General features: G+C 72.3%; 15 protein-coding genes. 6 read left to right on the forward strand and 9 right to left on the reverse strand.

The window, feature by feature from the left end:
- Positions 1-10: 10 nt before the first annotated feature.
- The 4 genes from VFB40_RS07880 to VFB40_RS07895 all read right to left on the reverse strand — a co-directional run bounded on the left by VFB40_RS07880 (position 11) and on the right by VFB40_RS07895 (position 2,495).
- Complete coding sequence (locus tag VFB40_RS07880) at positions 11-451, reverse strand: SRPBCC family protein (protein ID WP_324848639.1); 441 nt, start codon at positions 449-451, stop codon at positions 11-13.
- A 54-nt stretch (positions 452-505) separates the two neighbouring features.
- Positions 506-796, reverse strand: coding sequence for an ArsR/SmtB family transcription factor (locus tag VFB40_RS07885; RefSeq protein ID WP_349261385.1), 291 nt, complete (start codon positions 794-796; stop codon positions 506-508).
- 53 nt (positions 797-849) lie between these two features.
- The gene (locus tag VFB40_RS07890; RefSeq protein WP_324848641.1) at positions 850-1,332 is read right to left on the reverse strand and encodes an SRPBCC family protein; all 483 of its coding nucleotides are present in this window, start codon (positions 1,330-1,332) and stop codon (positions 850-852) included.
- Between the two features lie 86 nt (positions 1,333-1,418).
- Positions 1,419-2,495: a hypothetical protein gene (locus VFB40_RS07895; RefSeq protein ID WP_324848642.1), complete on the reverse strand. Its 1,077-nt coding sequence runs from the start codon at positions 2,493-2,495 to the stop codon at positions 1,419-1,421.
- Positions 2,496-2,919: 424 nt separating this feature from the next.
- Here VFB40_RS07895 and VFB40_RS07900 point away from each other — a divergent pair, with 424 nt between their 5' ends.
- Positions 2,920-5,994: a hypothetical protein gene (locus tag VFB40_RS07900; protein ID WP_324848643.1), complete on the forward strand. Its 3,075-nt coding sequence runs from the start codon at positions 2,920-2,922 to the stop codon at positions 5,992-5,994.
- A complete protein-coding gene (locus VFB40_RS07905) occupies positions 5,987-7,048 on the forward strand; it encodes a hypothetical protein (RefSeq protein ID WP_324848644.1) in 1,062 nt (353 codons plus the stop codon). Before VFB40_RS07900 ends, VFB40_RS07905 begins: the two co-directional genes overlap by 8 nt.
- 19 nt (positions 7,049-7,067) lie before the next feature.
- Here the strand turns inward: VFB40_RS07905 and pip are convergent, their stop codons facing one another.
- From pip to VFB40_RS07920, 3 genes are read right to left on the reverse strand one after another with little or no spacing between them, the layout of a single operon-like run.
- Entirely contained in the window at positions 7,068-8,039 is a 972-nt protein-coding gene (gene pip, locus VFB40_RS07910) for a prolyl aminopeptidase (RefSeq protein ID WP_414642056.1), read from the reverse strand.
- 16 nt (positions 8,040-8,055) lie between these two features.
- On the reverse strand, positions 8,056-8,289 hold the full coding sequence (locus tag VFB40_RS07915; protein WP_324848646.1) for a type II toxin-antitoxin system antitoxin: 234 nt from the start codon (positions 8,287-8,289) through the stop codon (positions 8,056-8,058).
- A gap of 9 nt (positions 8,290-8,298) precedes the next feature.
- Positions 8,299-9,228, reverse strand: a complete 930-nt coding sequence (locus VFB40_RS07920) for an SPFH domain-containing protein (RefSeq protein ID WP_324848647.1) — start codon at positions 9,226-9,228, stop codon at positions 8,299-8,301.
- A gap of 189 nt (positions 9,229-9,417) precedes the next feature.
- Between VFB40_RS07920 and VFB40_RS07925 the strand changes: the two genes are divergently transcribed.
- The gene (locus tag VFB40_RS07925) at positions 9,418-11,253 is read left to right on the forward strand and encodes a glycoside hydrolase family 13 protein (protein WP_324848648.1); all 1,836 of its coding nucleotides are present in this window, start codon (positions 9,418-9,420) and stop codon (positions 11,251-11,253) included.
- A 221-nt stretch (positions 11,254-11,474) separates the two neighbouring features.
- On the opposite strand, the gene VFB40_RS28490 is transcribed toward VFB40_RS07925, so the two are convergent.
- Complete coding sequence (locus VFB40_RS28490; RefSeq protein WP_349261386.1) at positions 11,475-11,933, reverse strand: WhiB family transcriptional regulator; 459 nt, start codon at positions 11,931-11,933, stop codon at positions 11,475-11,477.
- 366 nt (positions 11,934-12,299) lie between these two features.
- Here VFB40_RS28490 and VFB40_RS07935 point away from each other — a divergent pair, with 366 nt between their 5' ends.
- Both VFB40_RS07935 and VFB40_RS07940 read left to right on the forward strand, forming a co-directional pair.
- The gene (locus VFB40_RS07935; RefSeq protein ID WP_324848649.1) at positions 12,300-13,928 is read left to right on the forward strand and encodes an NsdA family TPR-like regulatory protein; all 1,629 of its coding nucleotides are present in this window, start codon (positions 12,300-12,302) and stop codon (positions 13,926-13,928) included.
- Positions 13,929-14,168: 240 nt separating this feature from the next.
- Positions 14,169-14,303 carry a hypothetical protein gene (locus tag VFB40_RS07940; protein ID WP_324848650.1) on the forward strand — a complete coding sequence of 45 codons (135 nt, stop codon included), beginning with the start codon at positions 14,169-14,171 and terminating at the stop codon, positions 14,301-14,303.
- A 449-nt stretch (positions 14,304-14,752) separates the two neighbouring features.
- Here the strand turns inward: VFB40_RS07940 and VFB40_RS07945 are convergent, their stop codons facing one another.
- Positions 14,753-15,577: a G1 family glutamic endopeptidase gene (locus VFB40_RS07945; RefSeq protein WP_324848651.1), complete on the reverse strand. Its 825-nt coding sequence runs from the start codon at positions 15,575-15,577 to the stop codon at positions 14,753-14,755.
- 275 nt (positions 15,578-15,852) lie between these two features.
- Between VFB40_RS07945 and VFB40_RS07950 the strand changes: the two genes are divergently transcribed.
- Positions 15,853-17,878, forward strand: a 2,026-nt coding sequence (locus tag VFB40_RS07950) for a sensor histidine kinase (protein WP_324848652.1), incomplete at its 3' end; no start/stop codon positions are given.

A 17,878-nucleotide genomic window follows, 5' to 3' on the forward strand; every position in this document is an offset into this window, starting at 1 on the left:
CGTCGCGGGCCTAGTGCCAGTTGCTGATCTTGACGTCGTTCGGCGCGGGCTCGCCCTTGCCGGTCTCCAGCAGCTGCTTCAGGCTCAGCAGGAAGCTGGCCCACTTGGTGCTGCAGTGGTACATGAACTCCACCGGCTCCCGCCAGCCCTCGTGCCGGAACAGCACGATCGTGAAGCCGTCCTCCTGCTTGAGCTCGAAGCCGACCCGCGTGCCGACCCACTCCGCCGGGCCCTCGACGACCTCCCAGAGCACGAGCTCGGCGGGCCGGGCCTCAAGGACCTTCATGTCGAAGCCGCCGACGTCGAAGCGGAACTTGAGCAGGCCGCCGGTCTCGCCGTCGCCCTCCGTGTCCTGGGTCCACCAGCCGGCCAGCCCGTCGACCGTGGTCAGGGCCGCGTAGACCGCGTCGGGGGACGACGTGACGCCGATCCTGTGCAGGATGTCCACCATTTCGGTACCTCTTTCCAGTGCATCTCTCGGTGTGCGGAGCTCGTTCGGGTGCGGTCAGCCGTCTTGGCCGCGCTGGATGGCCTCGGCGATCTGCTTGATCCGCCGCAGCCTGGCGTCCCAGGTGGCGCCGACGGCCGACAGCTGCGCGACCGCTCGGGCGAGTTGGGCTTCGTCGACTTCGTAAAGGCGCTCGCGGCCGGACGGCGACATGTGCACCAAGCCGACCCGGTCGAGCAGCGCCAGGTGCTTGGCGACGGCCTGGCGGGTGACGGGCAGCTGTTCGCTGAGCGTCGTCGCCGTGCCGCCGCCGTCAGACAGCAGCAGGTCGAGCATCCGGCGGCGCATCGGGTCGCCCACCGCCGACCAGAGCTCGTCGTCGATGGCGGTCACGGCCTCGTTCACCGCGTCGCCGCCAGCCGGGCGACGTACGTGACGAGGCGCGGCAGGAAGTAGTCCCATCCGCTGGAGTGGTCGCGGTACGTCTCTTCGAGCACCGCCGCCTCCCAGCCCTTCTCCCGGTAGCCCGACTCGGAGAAGCGCAGCAACGTGCCGGCCGCGCCCGACGGGACCAGGTCGAAGGTCACCAGCAGCGAGTTGTCCGGCGCCGCGGTCTCGCCCTTGTCGTAGACCCAGCGGAAGGAGAACCGCCGGGGCGGGTCGGCCTCGACGACCGTGAGCGATTCCACGTGGGCGTCCGGCTTGGAGCTGTCGCCGAAGGCGATGACGCCGGCGGCGCCGGGCACCGCGGTGAGCTGCGCCTCGTCCGGCCACCACTGCATCAGGTGCTCAGGGGTGCTGATGACCTCGTAGACCACCTCGGGCGCCGCCTCGATGTGGATCTCCCGCTCGATGCTGCCGTACTCCGTACCGCCGCTCTTCATGAAGCACCGCCTTCGTCTCGCAACCTTTGGTTGCACATGACTCTAGGCGGGCGGCCCGGGATGCGCAACCTTTGGTTGCGATTGGATCAGCCGCGCAGGCCCAGGGCGAGCGGCAGGGTGTACGCGAAGGCGAGATGGTGCCGCCGGTCGCAGAACTCGACGAAGCCCTCGCGCTCCTCGGCGGCGGCGTGCGCGGCCACCCGCGCCAGCTCCACCTCGGCCGCGTCGTGGCCCGAGACGGTCACATAGCCGGCGATCGCGGGGCCCCGGTCGCCGGGCGGCCCGGCCATGCCGACCACCATCGAGGCCGCGCCGCTCACCCCGGGCGGCAGGAAGGCCGCGCAGGAGGCGGCGTCGACCCCGCCCACGGCGCGCGGCCACCGTTTCACCCATCCGCTCGCGTGCCACCACGTCGAGGGCTGCCGGGCCGGCCCGACCGGTCCGGTGATGGCCACGCTGCGCGGGGCGGTGGCGTCGATCTCGGTCGGCTGCCAGGGGTTCTCGCCGTGCCGCGGCCCGAGCATGCCGCGGCCGGGCAGCACGAGCGCGCCCAGCAGGGAGACCACCGCGGCGCGGTCCAGCGGTACCAGCGGGCCGAGCCGGGCGCCGGCGGTGCCGGTCGCGCCGAGCCGGCCGAACGCGTCCGCCATCGCCTGCGCGGCGATCGTGGTCAGCCCGCGCTCGCCCTGCGCGAACCGGGCGGCCTGGTTCACCAGCTCCGGGGTATAGCCCAAAGCGGCGATCGCGTACGCGCGGGTGCGGCCGGCCGGGCCCGGCACCTGGCAGAGCAACTGAAGCCGCGTCAGCGGCACCGGGCCGCCGGCCGTGCTGGTCAGCACGTCGCCGAGCCGGGCGCCGAGGTCGCCGGCCTCGGGTCCGCGCAGCACGCCGGGGGAGATCTCGGCGACGGCAAGGATCATGCCCTTGCCGCCGTGCAGGAAAAGCGCCGGATCGCGGGAACCGGTGGGCGCGGGCAGCCAGTGCAGGCCGCCGATGCCGAACGGCTCCGGCCGGCGCGCGGTCCATTTGGGCAGGTGCCGCAGGTGCGACCGGGTGCGTCGCTGCCGGATCCAGAGGGTGAGCGTGCCCGATCCGGCGCTCGCCGCGCCGGGCAGGGCGGTGGATCCGAGTGCCGACCTTTGCGTCGCGGCCTGCTTCGCCACAGCCTGTCTCGCTCCAGCCTGACTCGCCGCGGGCTGTCTCACCGCGGCCGGATTCGGTGCGCCCGGCGCCGTCCCGGGCTGCCGGGGCGCGGGCTGCCCGGCCACCGCGGCGCCGCCGTTCCCTGGGCCGGTTCCGGTGACGTTCGTGCCCTGCCCCCGCGGTGCTCGGTCCCGAGTTTGTGGCGCCACGTGCGCAGTGTCGCACAGCTACCGGCCGCGGCGCAGGCGACCTGCCGCGCGTCACGCTCGGCTGACGTCTTGTCTGCCCAGCGTAGCGCTGGTAGCTTGCGGATCGGTGCTCTGCGATGCCGAGGTGAATTGTCGTCAGAGTCCCGGAAAGACCGTGTTCAAAGGGGGAGCACGCGGCGCGGGGCGGCCCCCGTCGCCACTGGCGCCCCTGTCTTGCAGGGGGAGGACGATGCGTGTGCCGGACCGATCGGGACGGTCCGAACGCTCTGCCGTCGTCGTATTGGCGGCTTGGCTGCTGCTCGCGTGCCTTGTCCTCGGTGCCCCGCTGGGGCTGGCATATCTGATCGGCTGGCCGTTGAGCGGCGTGCGCCTGCCGCATGGCCTACCGCACAACCCGTGGACCGTCCATACGCTGCTGCGTTGGGTGTACCTCGTCGCGTGGCTGCTGTGGGCGGAGTTCACCGCCTGTGTCATCGTCGAAATCCGTGCCGCGCTGACCGGTGCCGAGGCGACGATCCACCTTCCGGGCGCCGTGGTCACCAGGGGCGTGGCCCGCACGCTGGTCGCGATAGCCCTGACCGCGTCCGTGGCCGCGGCGACCGCGACCGCCGCTTCGGCCCGTCCGGTGGCCGTCGGGGCGGCGCCTGGAGGCATCGACCTCGGCGTGCGGGCACACCTGCCGTCGCAGACCACGCAGTCAGCCGCGCCGAGACAGCAGGCTGATTATGCGCGTACGCCCTCTTCATCGACCAATGGCATGACATACGCGGACGACGGTGCCTTCGGCGACAACACCGCGATACTGACGGATATAGCCTCCGCCAATCAGACATCGTCCAAAGCGGCGGCGCCTAAGCCGGCATCGTTCAGTACAGGCTCGTTCAGTACCGCGTCGTCCGTTGAAGCGGCCAACGTGACGGCGCTCAAGTACTACGTAGTGGAGCCGCCCGGCGGACGACACCATGACTCGCTCTGGGACATCGCCCAGCGGTACCTCGGCGACGGCCGCCGCTACCGGGAGATCTTCACCCTGAACGAGGGCCGGCTCCAGCCGGACGGCACCAAGCTGCAGCACGCCAGCCTGATCCGGCCGGGCTGGGTGCTGGTACTGCCGCCGGACGCCGAGGGCCCGGGCCTGAGCGACCAGCTGCCGCCCATCTCCGCCGCCTCCAGCTCACCTGCCCCGAGCATCCCCGCGCCCCCTGGGCCGCCGACGCAGTCCGCGACCCCCTCGACCCCGAGCGCGTCGCAGGACTCGGCCGCGGACGGCATCGCGCCGAAGACCTACGCGGTGCCGACGAGTGCAGTGCCCACGACACAGGGCGGTGGGGCCAGTAAGGGCACGGACAACGGCTCGTCGCTCGGTGGCCTGCCGGTCGAGCCCTCGCCGGTCAACCTCATCCCGCACCCCGTCGCCTCGCGGCCCGCCGTACCGCATGACGAGCCGTCAGGCGAGCACACCAGCGACGGTTCCGTCCTGCACTCGATCGCCGACGTGCTGCCGTACGTCGCGCTGATCGGCTCGCCGATCCTGGCCGCCGCCCTGCTCACCGGGCTGACCGCCGCCGCCCGGCGGCGCCGCCGCGAGCGGCCCGGCGCCTCCATAGTCGCGCCGCCGGACCCGGCGGTCGCCGAGGTCGAGCGCACCATCCGGGCCGCCGCGGCGTGCGACACCATCGACGTCGTCGACCAATCGCTGCGCGAACTGCGCGCCGGCTGCGAAGCCGCGGGCCGCTTCCCGCCGCCGCTCACGTACGTCCACACCAATCCGGCCGCCGTGCACCTGGTGCTCGCCGACGCGGACGCCACCGCCCCGGCGCCCTGGACCGCGGTGGCCGACGGCAGGCGCTGGCTCTACCCGCGCAACCCGCAGACGGCGAGCAGCACCGAGGCCTGCACCCAGGAGCCCGACCTCGCCCGCCGATCCGCCATGCCGTACCCGCTGCTGCTCGCGGTCGGCGCGCTCGACGACGAGCAGATCTTCGTCGACCTCGAGGCCTCCGCCGGACGGTGCGCCGCCGTCACCGGTCCGCCCCGCCAGCGCCGCGCGGTACTGGCCGCGGCCGCCGCCACCCTCGCCTGTGCGCCGTGGGCTGACCAGATCCGGATCGAGGCGGTGGGCCTGCCCGCCGAACTGGCCATGCTCGCCCCGGAGCGGCTGCGCGTCCACCCCGACCTTCCCTCGGCCCTCGCCGCCCTCGAAGAACAGGCCGCCGCGACCAGCCCGCATCTCGTGCGGCTGCTGATCGCCGAACGCGTCGGCCCGGAGGACACCGCGCGTCTTCGCATGCTGACCGCGGGCGTGGACGGCAGCACCACCGCGCTGGTCGGCACCGACCACCCGTGGCCCGACTTCACCGTGTTCAGCGTCGACCCGGTCGGCAGGATGCGGATACCCGGAGTGCCCGGCGAGCTGACGGCCTCTCGGCTGCCGGACGCGCTGGCCGCCGCGCTCGGCGCGCTCTTCCGTGCTGCCGCCGCGCCGCGCTACGCACCGGCATATCGTCCCGCCGACGCGCCGTTGGCCGGCGGCGTGGAGCTGCTGGAGCGCCCGGTCGGCGTGCGCGCGTGCATTCTCGGTTCCGTCGAGCTGACCGGGGTCGGCCCGGCCGACGCCGCGCGCGGACCGCTGTTCACCGAGGCGCTGGTGCTGCTGCTCTTCCACCGCGCCGGGCTGCCCGCCCCCGTCTTCGCCCGCGCGCTGTGGCCGCGCGGCATCACCCCGGCCGCCCGCGACCGGATGCTGCGCGACATGCGCGAGTGGCTCGGCGAGAACCGCATCGGGCCGCGGCTGACGGTCGCGGCCGACGGCGTGGTGCGCCTGACCGAGGACGTGCGCTCGGACTGGGACGAGTTCCAGGCCGCATACGCCGAGGCGAGCCGGCTCGGCGACCGGCCGGAGGCGGACGAGGCGCTGGCCCGCGCCCTGGCCCTGGTGCGCGGCGAACTGCTGGCCGACCGGCCGCCGGGCAGGTACTCCTGGCTCGGCTTCGGCACCCAGGAGACCGAGGTTCCGGCCATCGTCGCCGACGCGGCGCACCGGCTGGCCACGCGACGGCTGGCCCGTGGCGACTCGCTCGGCGCGCAGTGGGCCGCGGAGCAAGGCCTGCTCGGCGCCCCCGACGACGAGCGGCTGGTGCAGATCAAGATCCGCGGCATCGCGGCGCAGGGCGACCAGGAGCGCTTGCACAACCTCATCGCGGACTTGAAGGTGCGCGCCTGGTACCGCTACGGCGAGACCGAGCTGCACCCGACCACCAACGCGGTCGTCTCCGAGCTCCTGGAGGGACTGGAGGGCTTGCGTGCCTAACCCGGACGGAAGGCACCAGGCGGGCGCTGCGCCAGCCGGAACCGCGGCCGCGGCCGCGGCTGCGGCGGATGCGCCGGCGGGTGGCGCGGTCCTGCTCGCCCCGGACCGGCGGCTCGTGGTGCCCGTGCTGTCCGGCTGCGGGGGAGTGGGCCGCACGACGGTCGCCGCGCTGCTGGGCGCGACGCTGCACCGGCACACGGTCGCGGCACCCGGAGACAAGCGCGGCACCGCCGTGCTCGACTGCGCGGCGCGCGGCAACACGCCCTGGCCCGCGTGGGTCACGACGCCGGCGTCTTCGGGCACTGGCACGCTCGCGGGCTACCGCGGCACCGCCGGCGGCGCGGAAGGCGGCCTCTCTCAGCTCACTGACGCCTCGCTCTCCCACCTGACCGTGGCCGCGCCGACGCCGCTGTGGGTGCTCACCGACACCGGACCCGCCTCGGCCACCTACCTCGGCGGCGATCCGGGTCCGCGCTGGTGGCTGCCGGTGCTGCCCGCCCTTCGCGCCGCGGTCGTGGACGGCGACGCCCTGGAGGGGGCGCGGCTGGCGGCGCAGGCGGTCGGCGGCCCGATGTCCGTGATCGGATCCTGGTTCGCCACTCCGTTCCTGAACACGGCCGCCGTGTGGGTGACCGACAGCGGCGAGGCGTCGCTGCGGCGCACCATCGACGCGATCACCTGCATGGCCGAGGTGCGGCTGCCGGTCGAGCGGATCGTCGTGGCGGTGATGGACCGCCGCGGCGCGCGCAAGCGCGGTGGCGGCTCGATCGCAGAGGGCTGGCACGAGCTGATCGCGCCGCGGGTCGGCGCGCTGATCGACCTCGGGCACGACCGGGCCCTGGCGGACCAGGGCGGCTGTCCATTGCTCGACGCGGCCACGCTGGACCGGCCGCAGCTGGTGGAGCTGGTCCACGCGGTCGCGGCGGCGGCGCGGCTGCCGTGGATCCCGGAGGGCGAGCCCGCGGTGTTCGACCCGGTCGCCGGCGCGCCGGGCCCGGGCGCCGACCTTTCGGAGCTGCTGCTTCGTCAGGCCGGCCGCGCCGCGTTCCGCTGAGCGCCGACAGCGATAGAACTCAGCGTTCTGCGAAGCGATCGATCGCCCGCATGAGCGCATCACGGAACGCGTCGCTGCCCGTGTGCCCCGAGTCGTCGATGATGACGAGCTCTGCGTCAGGCCACGCCTTGGCCAGCTCCCACGCCGTCACCGGCGGCCCGCCCATGTCCAGGCGGCCGTGCACCAGCACTCCCGGGATGCCCTTGAGGCGATGCGCGTTGCGCAGCAGTTCGCCTTCCTCCAGCCACGCCGCGTTGGAGAAGTAGTGCGCGCAGATCCGGACGAAGGCGAGCTTCGCGTCATCGGGACGGTCGCTGTACGCGCCCGGATTGCCGTTGACCTCCATCGAGATGACGGCGTCCTCCCAGGCAAGCCAGTCGTTGGCGGCCTTGGCGCGCACCTCGGGATCAGGGTGCTCCATCAACCGGCCGTAGGCGGCGAGCAGGTCGCCGTCCCGCTCCGCCTCGGGCACGCCGTCGCGAAATCGCTCCCAGGCGTCCGGGAAGAACCGGCCGACGCCCCGATACAGCCAGTCGACCTCGGAGCGGCGCGTCATGGTGACCGCGGGGATGATGATCTCTGATACCCGATCGGGATGCCGCTGCGCGTAAGCGAGGATCAACGTCGAACCCCACGATCCGCCGTACAGCATCCAGCGCTCGATACCGAGGTGCTGGCGCAGCTGCTCCATGTCGCGCAGCAGGTGCTCGGTGGTGTTCACGCTCAGGTCGGTGGCCGGATCGGCGGCGTTCGGTGTGCTGCGGCCGCAGCCGCGCTGGTCGAACCGTACGACGCGGAAGCGCTCCGGATCGATGCCGCGCGGCGGCCTGGGATTGGATCCGGCGCCGGGGCCGCCGTGCACGATCAGCGCCGGCTTGTTCGCCGGGTCGCCCCACGCCTCCCAGTACACGAGGTTGCCGTCGCCGACATCGAGCATGCCGTGCTCGAACTCGGTGCCGTCTGTGCCTTCGGTCTCTGCTGCATCCGTCATTGCCATCTGAACATTCTCACTGCCCGCCGTTCTCGGTTTCACCGCCGTCGGTTTCAGCCTGCTTACGCGGGCGGCCGCGGCGCGGCAGGCCGCCTACTTCCTTCGGCATCCGTCCGGCGTGGCTCAGGCTCTGCCGCAGCAGGAACTCGATCTGCGCGGTGGTGCTGCGCAATTCGTCCGCGGCCCAGCGCACCAGCGCGTCGTGCACGGCCGGGTCGAGCCGCAGCAGGATCTGCTTGCGCTCACTCAAGATCGCGGCTCACTGGTAAAGCGTGCCGGCGTTGACCACCGGCTGTGTCGCGTGCTCGCTGCACAGCACCACGAGCAGGTTGCTGACCATGGTGGCCTTGCGCTCCTCGTCCAGCTCGACGATCTCCTGCTCGCTGAGGCTGTCCAGCGCGTCGCGCACCATGCCGACCGCGCCCTCCACCAGCCGCCGCCGGGCCGCGACCACGGCGTCGGCCTGCTGGCGGCGCAACATCACCTGGGCGATCTCCGGGGCGTAGGCGAGCCGGGTGATCCGGGATTCGATCACCGCGATGCCCGCGAGCTCCACCCGCTCCGAGATCTCCGCACTCAGCCGCGCGGTGATCTCGTCGGCGTGCTGACGCAGCGAGAGCCGCCCTTCCTCGCGCGCGTCGTACGGGTAACCGGTGGCGATGTGCCGTACTGCGGTCTCGGTCTGGATCGCGACGAAGGCCGCGAAGTCGTCCACCGAATAGACCGCCTTCGCGGTGTCCCGCACCTGCCAGACCACCACCGCGGCCATCTCGATGGGGTTGCCGTCCGCGTCGTTGACCTTCAGCGTCGTGGTCTCGTGGTTGCGCACCCGCGTGGAGACCTTGCGGCGCGCTGTGAACGGGTTCACCCAGCGCAACCCGGTCGCCCGCACCGTGCCGGTGTAGCGGCCGAACAGCGAGACCACCCGCGCCTGCCCCGGAAAGACTCCGGTCAGGCCGAACAGGTTGACCACCGCGAACGCGTAGAGCACCGCGCCGGTGATCGCCGACCACGGCTTGCCGACCGCGGCTTGCAGCGACGCGGCGAGCGCGATCACGGCCAGGCTGGCCGCCAACGGTCCCCAGCCGGTGACCGAGCGCGCTTCCCGCTCGCTGACCGGGGCCTCCGGCATGCGCACCGTGCGGCCGCCGCGGATCGAACCCGTGCCCGTTCCCGATGCCGTCGACATCGTCGTTTCCTTTCCCCTGCAAGGCTTCCCTGCCCTGCAATCTATCATAGTGATATCACTTTTCCAGAGGTAGGCGTGAGGGACTGTGACCGGGCTCACCGCCCGGACTTCGACACATCGGAGCAGCGTGCCCGAGGCGTGGGTTATCGTCGCCCGGACGTAACACGCTTGATGGAAGACATACAGACCATGACCGTGACCGGACCCGACCGCCTGCTTTCCGCGGTCCCGGCCCAGCCGACGCAGATCGCCGCCGACCCCGCGCAGCCCGTGGGCCCGCTGCCCGCCGAGCCCTCCGCCGACCACTCTGCCGAACTCTCTGCGCGGCCGGACGAGCGCGCGGCCTGGTGGCGCGAGGCGGTGATCTACCAGGTGTACATCCGGTCCTTCGCGGACGGGAACGGCGACGGCGTCGGCGACCTGCTGGGGCTCCGCACGCGGCTGCCGTATCTGCGCGCCCTCGGCGTCGACGCGGTGTGGATCACGCCGTTCTACCCCTCCCCGATGGCGGACGGCGGTTACGACGTGGCCGACTACTGCGCGGTCGATCCCCTGTTCGGCACGCTCGGGGACTTCGACGCGCTGATCACCGAGGCGCACTCGGCCGGCCTGCGCGTGATCGTGGATCTGGTGCCGAACCACACCTCGGACCGGCACCAGTGGTTCACCGAGGCGCTTGCTGCACAGCCGGGCAGCGCAGCCCGCGAGCGGTACATCTTCCGGCCGGGTAAGGGCGAGCACGGCGAACTGCCGCCGAACGACTGGGAATCAGTGTTCGGCGGTCCGGCCTGGACGCGCGTCGTGGAGCGCGACGGCAGCTCCGGCGAGTGGTACCTGCACCTGTTCGATCCCGCGCAGCCGGACCTGAACTGGCACAACCCGTGGGTGCGCGAGCAGTTCGAGCAGATCCTGGAGTTCTGGCTGGACCGGGGCGTCGACGGGTTCCGCGTCGACGTCGCGCACGGCATGATCAAGCAGCAGGGGCTGCCGGATGTGGGCTACACCGGGCAGATCACGATGCTGGGCAGCGCGGTCCTGCCCTACTTCGACCAGGACGAGGTGCACCAGATCCACCGCGCGTGGCGGCGGATTCTCGACACCTATCCCGGCGAGCGGATCGCGGTCGCCGAGGCCTGGGCGCCGTCCCTGGACCGCCTGGCCGCGTACGTGCGCCCCGACGAGCTGCATCAGGCGTTCAACTTCCACTACCTCGGCACGCCGTGGGAGGCGTCTACGCTGCGTACCGTGATCGACCAGTCGCTGGCTACCGCCGGGCTGGTCGGCGCGCCCTCCACCTGGGTGCTCTCCAACCACGACGTGCAGCGGCACGTGACCCGATACGGCAGCGGAGAGGCCGGAGAGCGGCGGGCGCGCGCCGCGGCCCTGCTGATGCTGGCGCTGCCGGGCTCGGCCTATGTGTATCAGGGTGAGGAGTTGGGGCTGGAAGAGGTCTTCGACCTGCCCGCGGAACTGCTGCAGGACCCGCAGCGGTTCCGCTCGGCGGACGGCAGCAGCGGGCGTGACGGCTGCCGGGTGCCGCTGCCGTGGAGCGGTTCGGCCCCGCCGTTCCACTTCACCCCGCTCGGCATCGCCGACGGCTGGCTGCCGGCCCCGGCGCACTGGGCGGCGCGCACCGTCGAGGCGCAGTGGCAGGACGCTGACTCGATGTTCGGGCTCTACCGCGAGGCGCTGCGATTGCGCCGGGAACATCCGGCGCTCGGCGACGGCGGGCTGGAGTGGGTCGACTCTCCGGCCGACACGTTGGTGTTCAGCCGCGAGCCCGGATTCGTCTGCACCGTCAACACCGGCAGCGCGCCGGTGGCGCTGGCCGTCCCCGGCACGCCGGTGCTCGCCAGCGGGCCGTTCGAACTCGTCGAGCCCGAAGACGGCCTGCCGGACGCCGCGGCAGCCCTCGGCGGCGAGGCGGCCGTGAACGACGCGCCCGCTGCCCGCGATGCCGCCCGCGCCAGTGTGCTGCTTCCGCCCGACACGGCGGTGTGGTGGGTGCGCTCCGCCTCGGATTGAGCGCGGCGTCAAGACAAGCGGCGCCAAGGCGAGCGGCATCAAGGCACGACGCGACGTGCGTCCGCAGCGGTCCCCGTCACCGCTGCGGACCTTGTCGCACCTTAAGCTGTTCGTCCCGTATTCAGCCGGTTAATGCTCGCCCGCTCGCCCGTTCCCGTTCCCGTTGGTCCCCGCTTTGCCATCCGGTTTGGATCCGCTTGGATCCGCGCTCGGATCGCCGCTCAGGCCGCCACGGAACGCGGACGCGGGATGCGCCGGCCGAAGGACCGCCCGAACCCGATCTCCCGGTCCGTTTCGCTCAGCCCGCCCCAGATGCCGAAGAGCTCCGGCGTCTGCAGCGCGTGGTTTCGGCATTCCCGCAGCACCGGGCAGCTCGCGCACACCCGCTTCGCGGCCCCTTCCCGCACCTCGCGGTCGCGGATGCGCTCCTTCTCCGGCCCGAAGAACAGCCGCGCGTCCGAACCCTGGCAGGCGGCCCGCTCCTGCCAGCCAAGCCGCAGCTGGGCGACCGGGGGAATGCGCGCCGCATTACGCGCGGACCTGCGCTCGGGCAGTACCGCGACCGCCGTCGCGGCCTCGTTCTGAGCCGCAGCGTGGCCCTGACTCAAGTGCGCCGACCGCGCGCTCGCCTTCCCGCCGTGCGCCGATCCGCCCGTCGTGCCTTTGTCCGGCACAGCCATCTCGTCCACCAACACAGTCCCCTCCGAGTGTGTCCTGTCCGTACAACGGACGCCGTGGCACCGGTGTTCCGTAGCTCCCGTCGCCGCCGCGTCAATCGCCCCCCACAGTCGTTGAGACGACCGGACCGCCCGTATCGTTCCCGCTTTTTTCGAGCCGTGCGCCGAAAGGACCGACCTTCCGTATCAGCGCATATGACCTCTTCAACCGCGCCGGTGCGGACTCGCGCCGGACATCGCCATCCCACGAATGGGTGGAAACACCCCCGACGTTCACCGATCCGGGCTAACTTACGATGCGGATCGGTTGCCACTCTGCGCTGATCTACCACACGCGCACCGTGAACGCCGCAGGAAGGAGTCCGGGCGATGCCGCAGGCGACACCGTCACGGCAGGGTCAGGCGCGCTCCACATCCCACGCATCTCACGCGGTACCCACACCGCAGCTGCCGCCCCCGCCGACAACGCGTGCGGGCGCGGGTTCGGCGGCCACGGGTAACAACGCGCTGCGGCAGCTGCGGCTGCGCCGCTTCTGGACGCAGGCGGACTTCGCCGCCGCCTTCGAGGCGCGCTCCCGGCAGATCGGCCGGCCGCTCTCGCTTTCGGTGCGGCAGGTGCGGCGCTGGGAGAGCGACAACCCGCCGCTGCCGCTGCCGGCGTACCAGGCGGTGCTGGAGGCATTGTTCGGCGTGCCGATCGAGCGGATGGGATTCCAGCCGCAATGGGCGCGCGAGGAGGCCGATCCACCCGATTCGGGCTCGGGTGGATCGGCGCACATGGGCAGGGGAGCAGGGGTCACGCGGTCGTTACGCGACGACCACGAGAGGCACGACCCGGTGAAGAGACGACAGTTCGTGACGGGCGCGGTCGCGCTCGGTTCCGGCGGCCTGGCCGCCGCCGCTCCCGCGTCCGCGCGGGCCGCGGCCCGCGCGCCGTATCAGGGTTCAGCACCGCAACAAAGCCAGAAATATCAGGGTTCTCAGTATCAGAGCACGGCGAACCAGGCGGTTTCGCGACAGCCTGAGGCCGCCGCCCGGCTCGCGGAGCAGCGCGTCGGCGTCACGCCGGGCGCCGCGGCCGTGGACTCGACCCTGGTGGCCGGGTACTCGGCGATCACCGCTCAGCACCGCACCCTGTACTGGAGCGTCGCGGCCTCGGCGATGTTCGCCCCGGTCGCCGCGCACTCCGAACTCGGCGTCGGCCTGCTGCGGGCGACCGACTCCGCGGCGCTGCGCACCCGGCTCGCAACCCCGGTGGCCGAGACCGCGCTGCTCGCCGCGCGGCTGGCCTTCTTCGACCTCCAGCAGCCGAGGCTCGCGGACGGCTACTTCGCCGTGGCCCTCGACGCGGCGCGCGAAGCCGCCGACCGGGCGCTGACCGGAGCGGTGCTCGCGCACATGGCCTTCGTCCCGGCCTTCTGCGGCCGGGCGCGGCGGGCCAGGGACCTGATGGCGCTCGCGCACGACGAGGCGGCCGGAGCGATCGGGCCGATGCAGCGCTCCTGGATGTACGCGGTGGACTCCGAGATCGAGGCGAGGCTCGGCGCGGCGGCCTCGGCGGGCGACCTGATCGCCCGCTCGGAGGCGGCGCTCGGCGGGCTCGGCTCGGCGGGCGGCGGTCTGGAGCCGGACTGGCTCGACTTCTACGACGCCTCCCGGCTGGCCGGCTTCAAGGGTTTCTGCCAGATCGCCACCGGGCGCACCGGCGAGGCCGCCACCTCGCTGGAGCGCACCCTGCGCACGCTGCCCGCGACCGGCGCGAAGCAGCGTTCGATCACGCTGGCGGACCTGGCGCACGTGCGCGCGCAGCAGGGCGAGCTCGAGGAGTCCGCCAGGCTGCTCGGCGGGGCGATCGCGCAACTGCACCGGTCCTGGTACGCCACCGGAGTCGACCGGGTCGACGGCGTGCGGCGCAGGCTGGTGGCCATGAACGTGCCGCCGAGGGTGCTGGCTCCGGTGGAGGAGGCCAGGCAGGCGCTGGAGGCGGTCCGGCCCTGACCGACGGCGGGCGTGCCGCGCTCCGTTCGTCCCCGGAGCGCGGCACGCCTGATGCCGTTCGTGTCACAGTGCTGCGGCTATCAGCAGCCGTTCAAGCCAGCCCAGTTCAGCACGGTGTCATCGGCCGTGTACGAGCTGCCGGATCCGTTGAAGTAGAAGCCGCGGTTCGCCGCGCTGCCGCAGGGCGCCGCCTCCTCGACGTTGGTTCAAGTGCCGTTGAGGTCGAACTTGAATTGCAGGGTGCTGCCGGAGATCGCGGGCGCGATGATCTGCCACTGGTTCGAGCCGATCTTCGTGAGCGGATACAGTCCCGGATTCCTGTCGTTCGACGCGGACATGCCGGTCCCCAGCGCGGAGAAGTTCCCGGCGATGTAGACCGTGCCGTTGCTCGGCGTGGACGCGGGAACGGGCCGCTGGCGGTGTAGGTCCAGCCGTCCACGCTCGCGGCCCAGGACTTCGCGGTGGACAGATACGTCGCCGCGTCGGCGGGGTCGCAGCCGCCTGTTGGTTGCGCGACAGAACAAACTAGGTGAGCGCCGAGTAAGTTCGCCGAAAGCCGAAGGCCGCGCCAGAGCAGCGCGCCCGGCAAATCGCCGGGATGATCGCGTTGAGCCCGCCGCGGGCGGCGTGGCAGGAACCGGAAAATCAGCCGCCCCGAGGGGGCGCCGTGCGCTATCGTCGCGACGCCGGTTTGTGACCGGCTCGCTGCATGAGTGTCCTGCTATCGGTATCGGCTCGTTGCCGGGCCGTCGCAGGCGTCAGCGATGCTCGACGTGCGGCGGCATCGCCGGGGAGTGCCGCCGCACCCGAGCCGCCCTCAGCGCCTAGGCGTGGTGCCAGGTCGCCGAGAAGGACGTCCCGCCGGAGATCCCGCTGACCGAGGCCTTGGTCGTCCCCGAGCTGGTGACCATCGTGATCGAGGTCGGGTTCGAGGCGCCGAGCGAGCCGCCGTTGACCGTGGAGCTGGTGAACGTCACGGTGCCGAAGTTCGCCAGCGGCAGCACTCCGCTGGACGAGGACGGCGCCTCCGCGATGACCTCGGCCGAGGAACGCGCCAGCGAGGAGTTGGTCTGGTTGACCGTGTGGCTCCAGCCGCGCGTGGTGTCGGCCAGGTAGAGGGTGAACGCGCCGGAGGAGGTCGCGGTGACCCGGGAGACGATCGTGTCGCCGGCCGCGACGGTGTTGTTGAAGTAGACCGGGTTGGCCGGGTACATCTCGTACCACGCGTACTGGGTCGCGCGGCCGCCGGAGCACAGCACCAGGGTGCCGGTCTGCTCGACCGAGGCGCTGGCGTATCCGTCGAGCCCGGTCCAGAAGCTGGCGTACGACGTGGTCGAGCCGCAGCTGGCGCCGGGCTCGCGCCAGGTCGAGGTGACCGAGGTGTACTTCGTGGAGTGCGCGGCGTAGCCGGCCCAGTTGGTGCTGGTGGCGAACTTCAGGCCGGAGGCGGCGCCCGGGTGCAGGCGCGCGCCGGCCGCGTGTGGGGAGAAGTCGAGCCCGGCCAGCGCCGCGGCCGCGCCGCCGGCCGAGACCGGGACGGCGAACAGCGCGAACGAGCCGATGAGCAGTGCGCTGAGGCCGGCCCGCGCCGAGCGGCGGGCGGGCAGGCCGGTGCGGGGCGCGCTGCGGGATATCAGGCGCAAACGCATGAATGCTCCTTGTGGGTGGGAAGGAGCGCGAATCCCGGACGGCGGTCGCCGCCCGAACGGTTCACGCGGCTGTACCTGACGTTAACTCAGAACTCGATGACCGGAAAGAGGAGGTTGCACCGATTCGCCGCAAGAGTCGCTCCGGCGATCGCCGGGCGATGAAGGTGGCAATCACCGGGGCGATGACTGGGGCGTTCACTCTGGTGGCGCCCGCGCCGGGCGCGGCGGCTGTCAACGCGATGAGTCATTCCGGCCGCTGGTGGCAGGATTGCGGTATGCGCGGCACGTTGCGGGTCTATGTGGGCGCGGCTCCTGGCGTCGGGAAGACCTACAAGATGCTGGAGGAGGCGCACCGGCGGATCGAGCGCGGCGCGGACGTGGTCGTCGCCTGGGTCGAGACCTACGCCCGCCCGCACACGATCGCGCTGGCTGAGGGCCTGCCGCTACTTCCGCCGCTGACGCGCGAGTATCGCGGCCGCGAGCTGCGCGAGATGGACCTCGACGCGGTGCTGGCCCGGCGGCCGCAGGTGGCGCTCGTGGACGAGCTGGCGCACACCAACGTCCCGGGCGGCCGGCACGCCAAGCGCTGGCAGGACGTGCAGGAGCTGCTCGACGCCGGAATCGACGTGATCACCACGGTGAACGTGCAGCACCTGGAATCGCTCAGCGACGTGGTGGAGCGGATCACCGGGGTCCCGCAGCGGGAAACCGTGCCGGACGAGGTGGTGCGCGCCGCCGACCAGATCGAGCTGGTGGACATGTCCCCGGAGGCGCTGCGCCGGCGGCTCGCGCACGGCAACGTCTACCCGGCCGACCGCATCGACGCGGCGCTGGGCAACTACTTCCGGCTCGGCAACCTCACCGCGCTGCGCGAGCTGGCGCTGCTGTGGGTCGCCGACCGCGTCGACGAGGTCTTGCAGCGCTACCGGGAGGATCATCAGATCGACTCGGTGTGGGAGGCGCGCGAGCGCGTGGTCGTGGCGTTGCCCGGGGACGGATCGGGGGAGCTGCTGATCCGCCGCGCCGCGCGCATCGCGCAGCGCTCGATCAAGGCGGTGCGCAATCAGGAGCCTGGCTCCGCGATCGCCGGGGCCGCGGGGCCCGAGCTGTTGGCGGTGCACGTCGCCCGCTCAGACGGCCTCGCGGCAGACACCAGCCCGACGGCCCTCGCCGCGCAACGGCATCTGGTCGAATCGCTCGGTGGGACCTATCACACCGTGGTCGGCGACGACGTGCCACGGGCGCTGCTGGAGTTCGCCAGGGCAGTGAACGCGACGCAGCTGGTGCTCGGAACGTCGCGCCGCAACCGTCTCAGCCGGTTGCTCACCGGTCGCGGCATCGGCGAGAGCACGATCCGGCTCTCCGGCGACATCGACGTGCACATGGTGACGCACGAAGACCCGCAACAGGCTCGGCGGCGTACCGCATGGCTGCCGCCCAACCCACTGCGCGAAGCCGCCTGGGGACACACACGCTGGCGCGGACCCGCCGCCGCGCTGCTCGTGCCGCCGATCATCACCGCGGTGCTCGCGCAGGTGCCGCACGGCGGGCTGAACCTGACCAGCCAGGTGCTCATCTTCCTGGTCGCCACGGTGGCCATCGCGCGGCTCGGCGGGCTGCTCTCGGCGCTGATCGCGGCGCTGTGGGGCTCGCTGCTGCTCAACTACTACTTCATCACCCCGGTCCACACCTTCACGATCGACGAGGGCAACAACGTCTTCGCGCTGATCGTGTTCGCCCTCGTCGCGCTGACCGTGGCCTCCGTGGTCGACCTCGCGATCAAGCAGACCCGCCGCGCCGCCAGCGCCTCCGCCGAGGCGGAGACCCTCGGCGCGTTCGCGGTCTCCGTGCTGCGCGGCGACGAGGCCATCAGCGCCCTGCTCGAGCGGTTCCGCGAGACCTTCGCGATGGCCTCGGTCGCCCTCTTGCAGCGATCCGATGCGGAACGGCCGCGACCGCAGCAGGCCGGGCCCGGGGAGGCGCATCCGCCCGACGTAAACGACGACCCGGGGCGCTGGACGCTGGTGGCCAGCACCGGGGCCGATCCGGCGCTCTGCCCGGGCCAGGCGGACACGGTGGTCGAGGCCGGTCCCGACGCGGTGATCGTGCTGCGCGGACGCACGCTGCCGGCGAACGACCAGCGCGTGCTCAACGCCTTCGCCGCGCAGGCCACCGCGGCCCTTGAGCGCCGCCGGCTCTCCCGCAGCGCCGCCGAGGCGGAGAGCCTGGCGGCCGCGGACCGGATGCGCACGGCGCTGCTGGCGGCCGTCTCGCACGATCTGCGCACCCCGCTCGCCGCGG

The sequence above is a fragment of the Actinocrinis sp. genome (genome assembly GCF_035650855.1).
Classification (GTDB): Bacteria; Actinomycetota; Actinomycetes; order Streptomycetales; family Catenulisporaceae; genus Actinocrinis.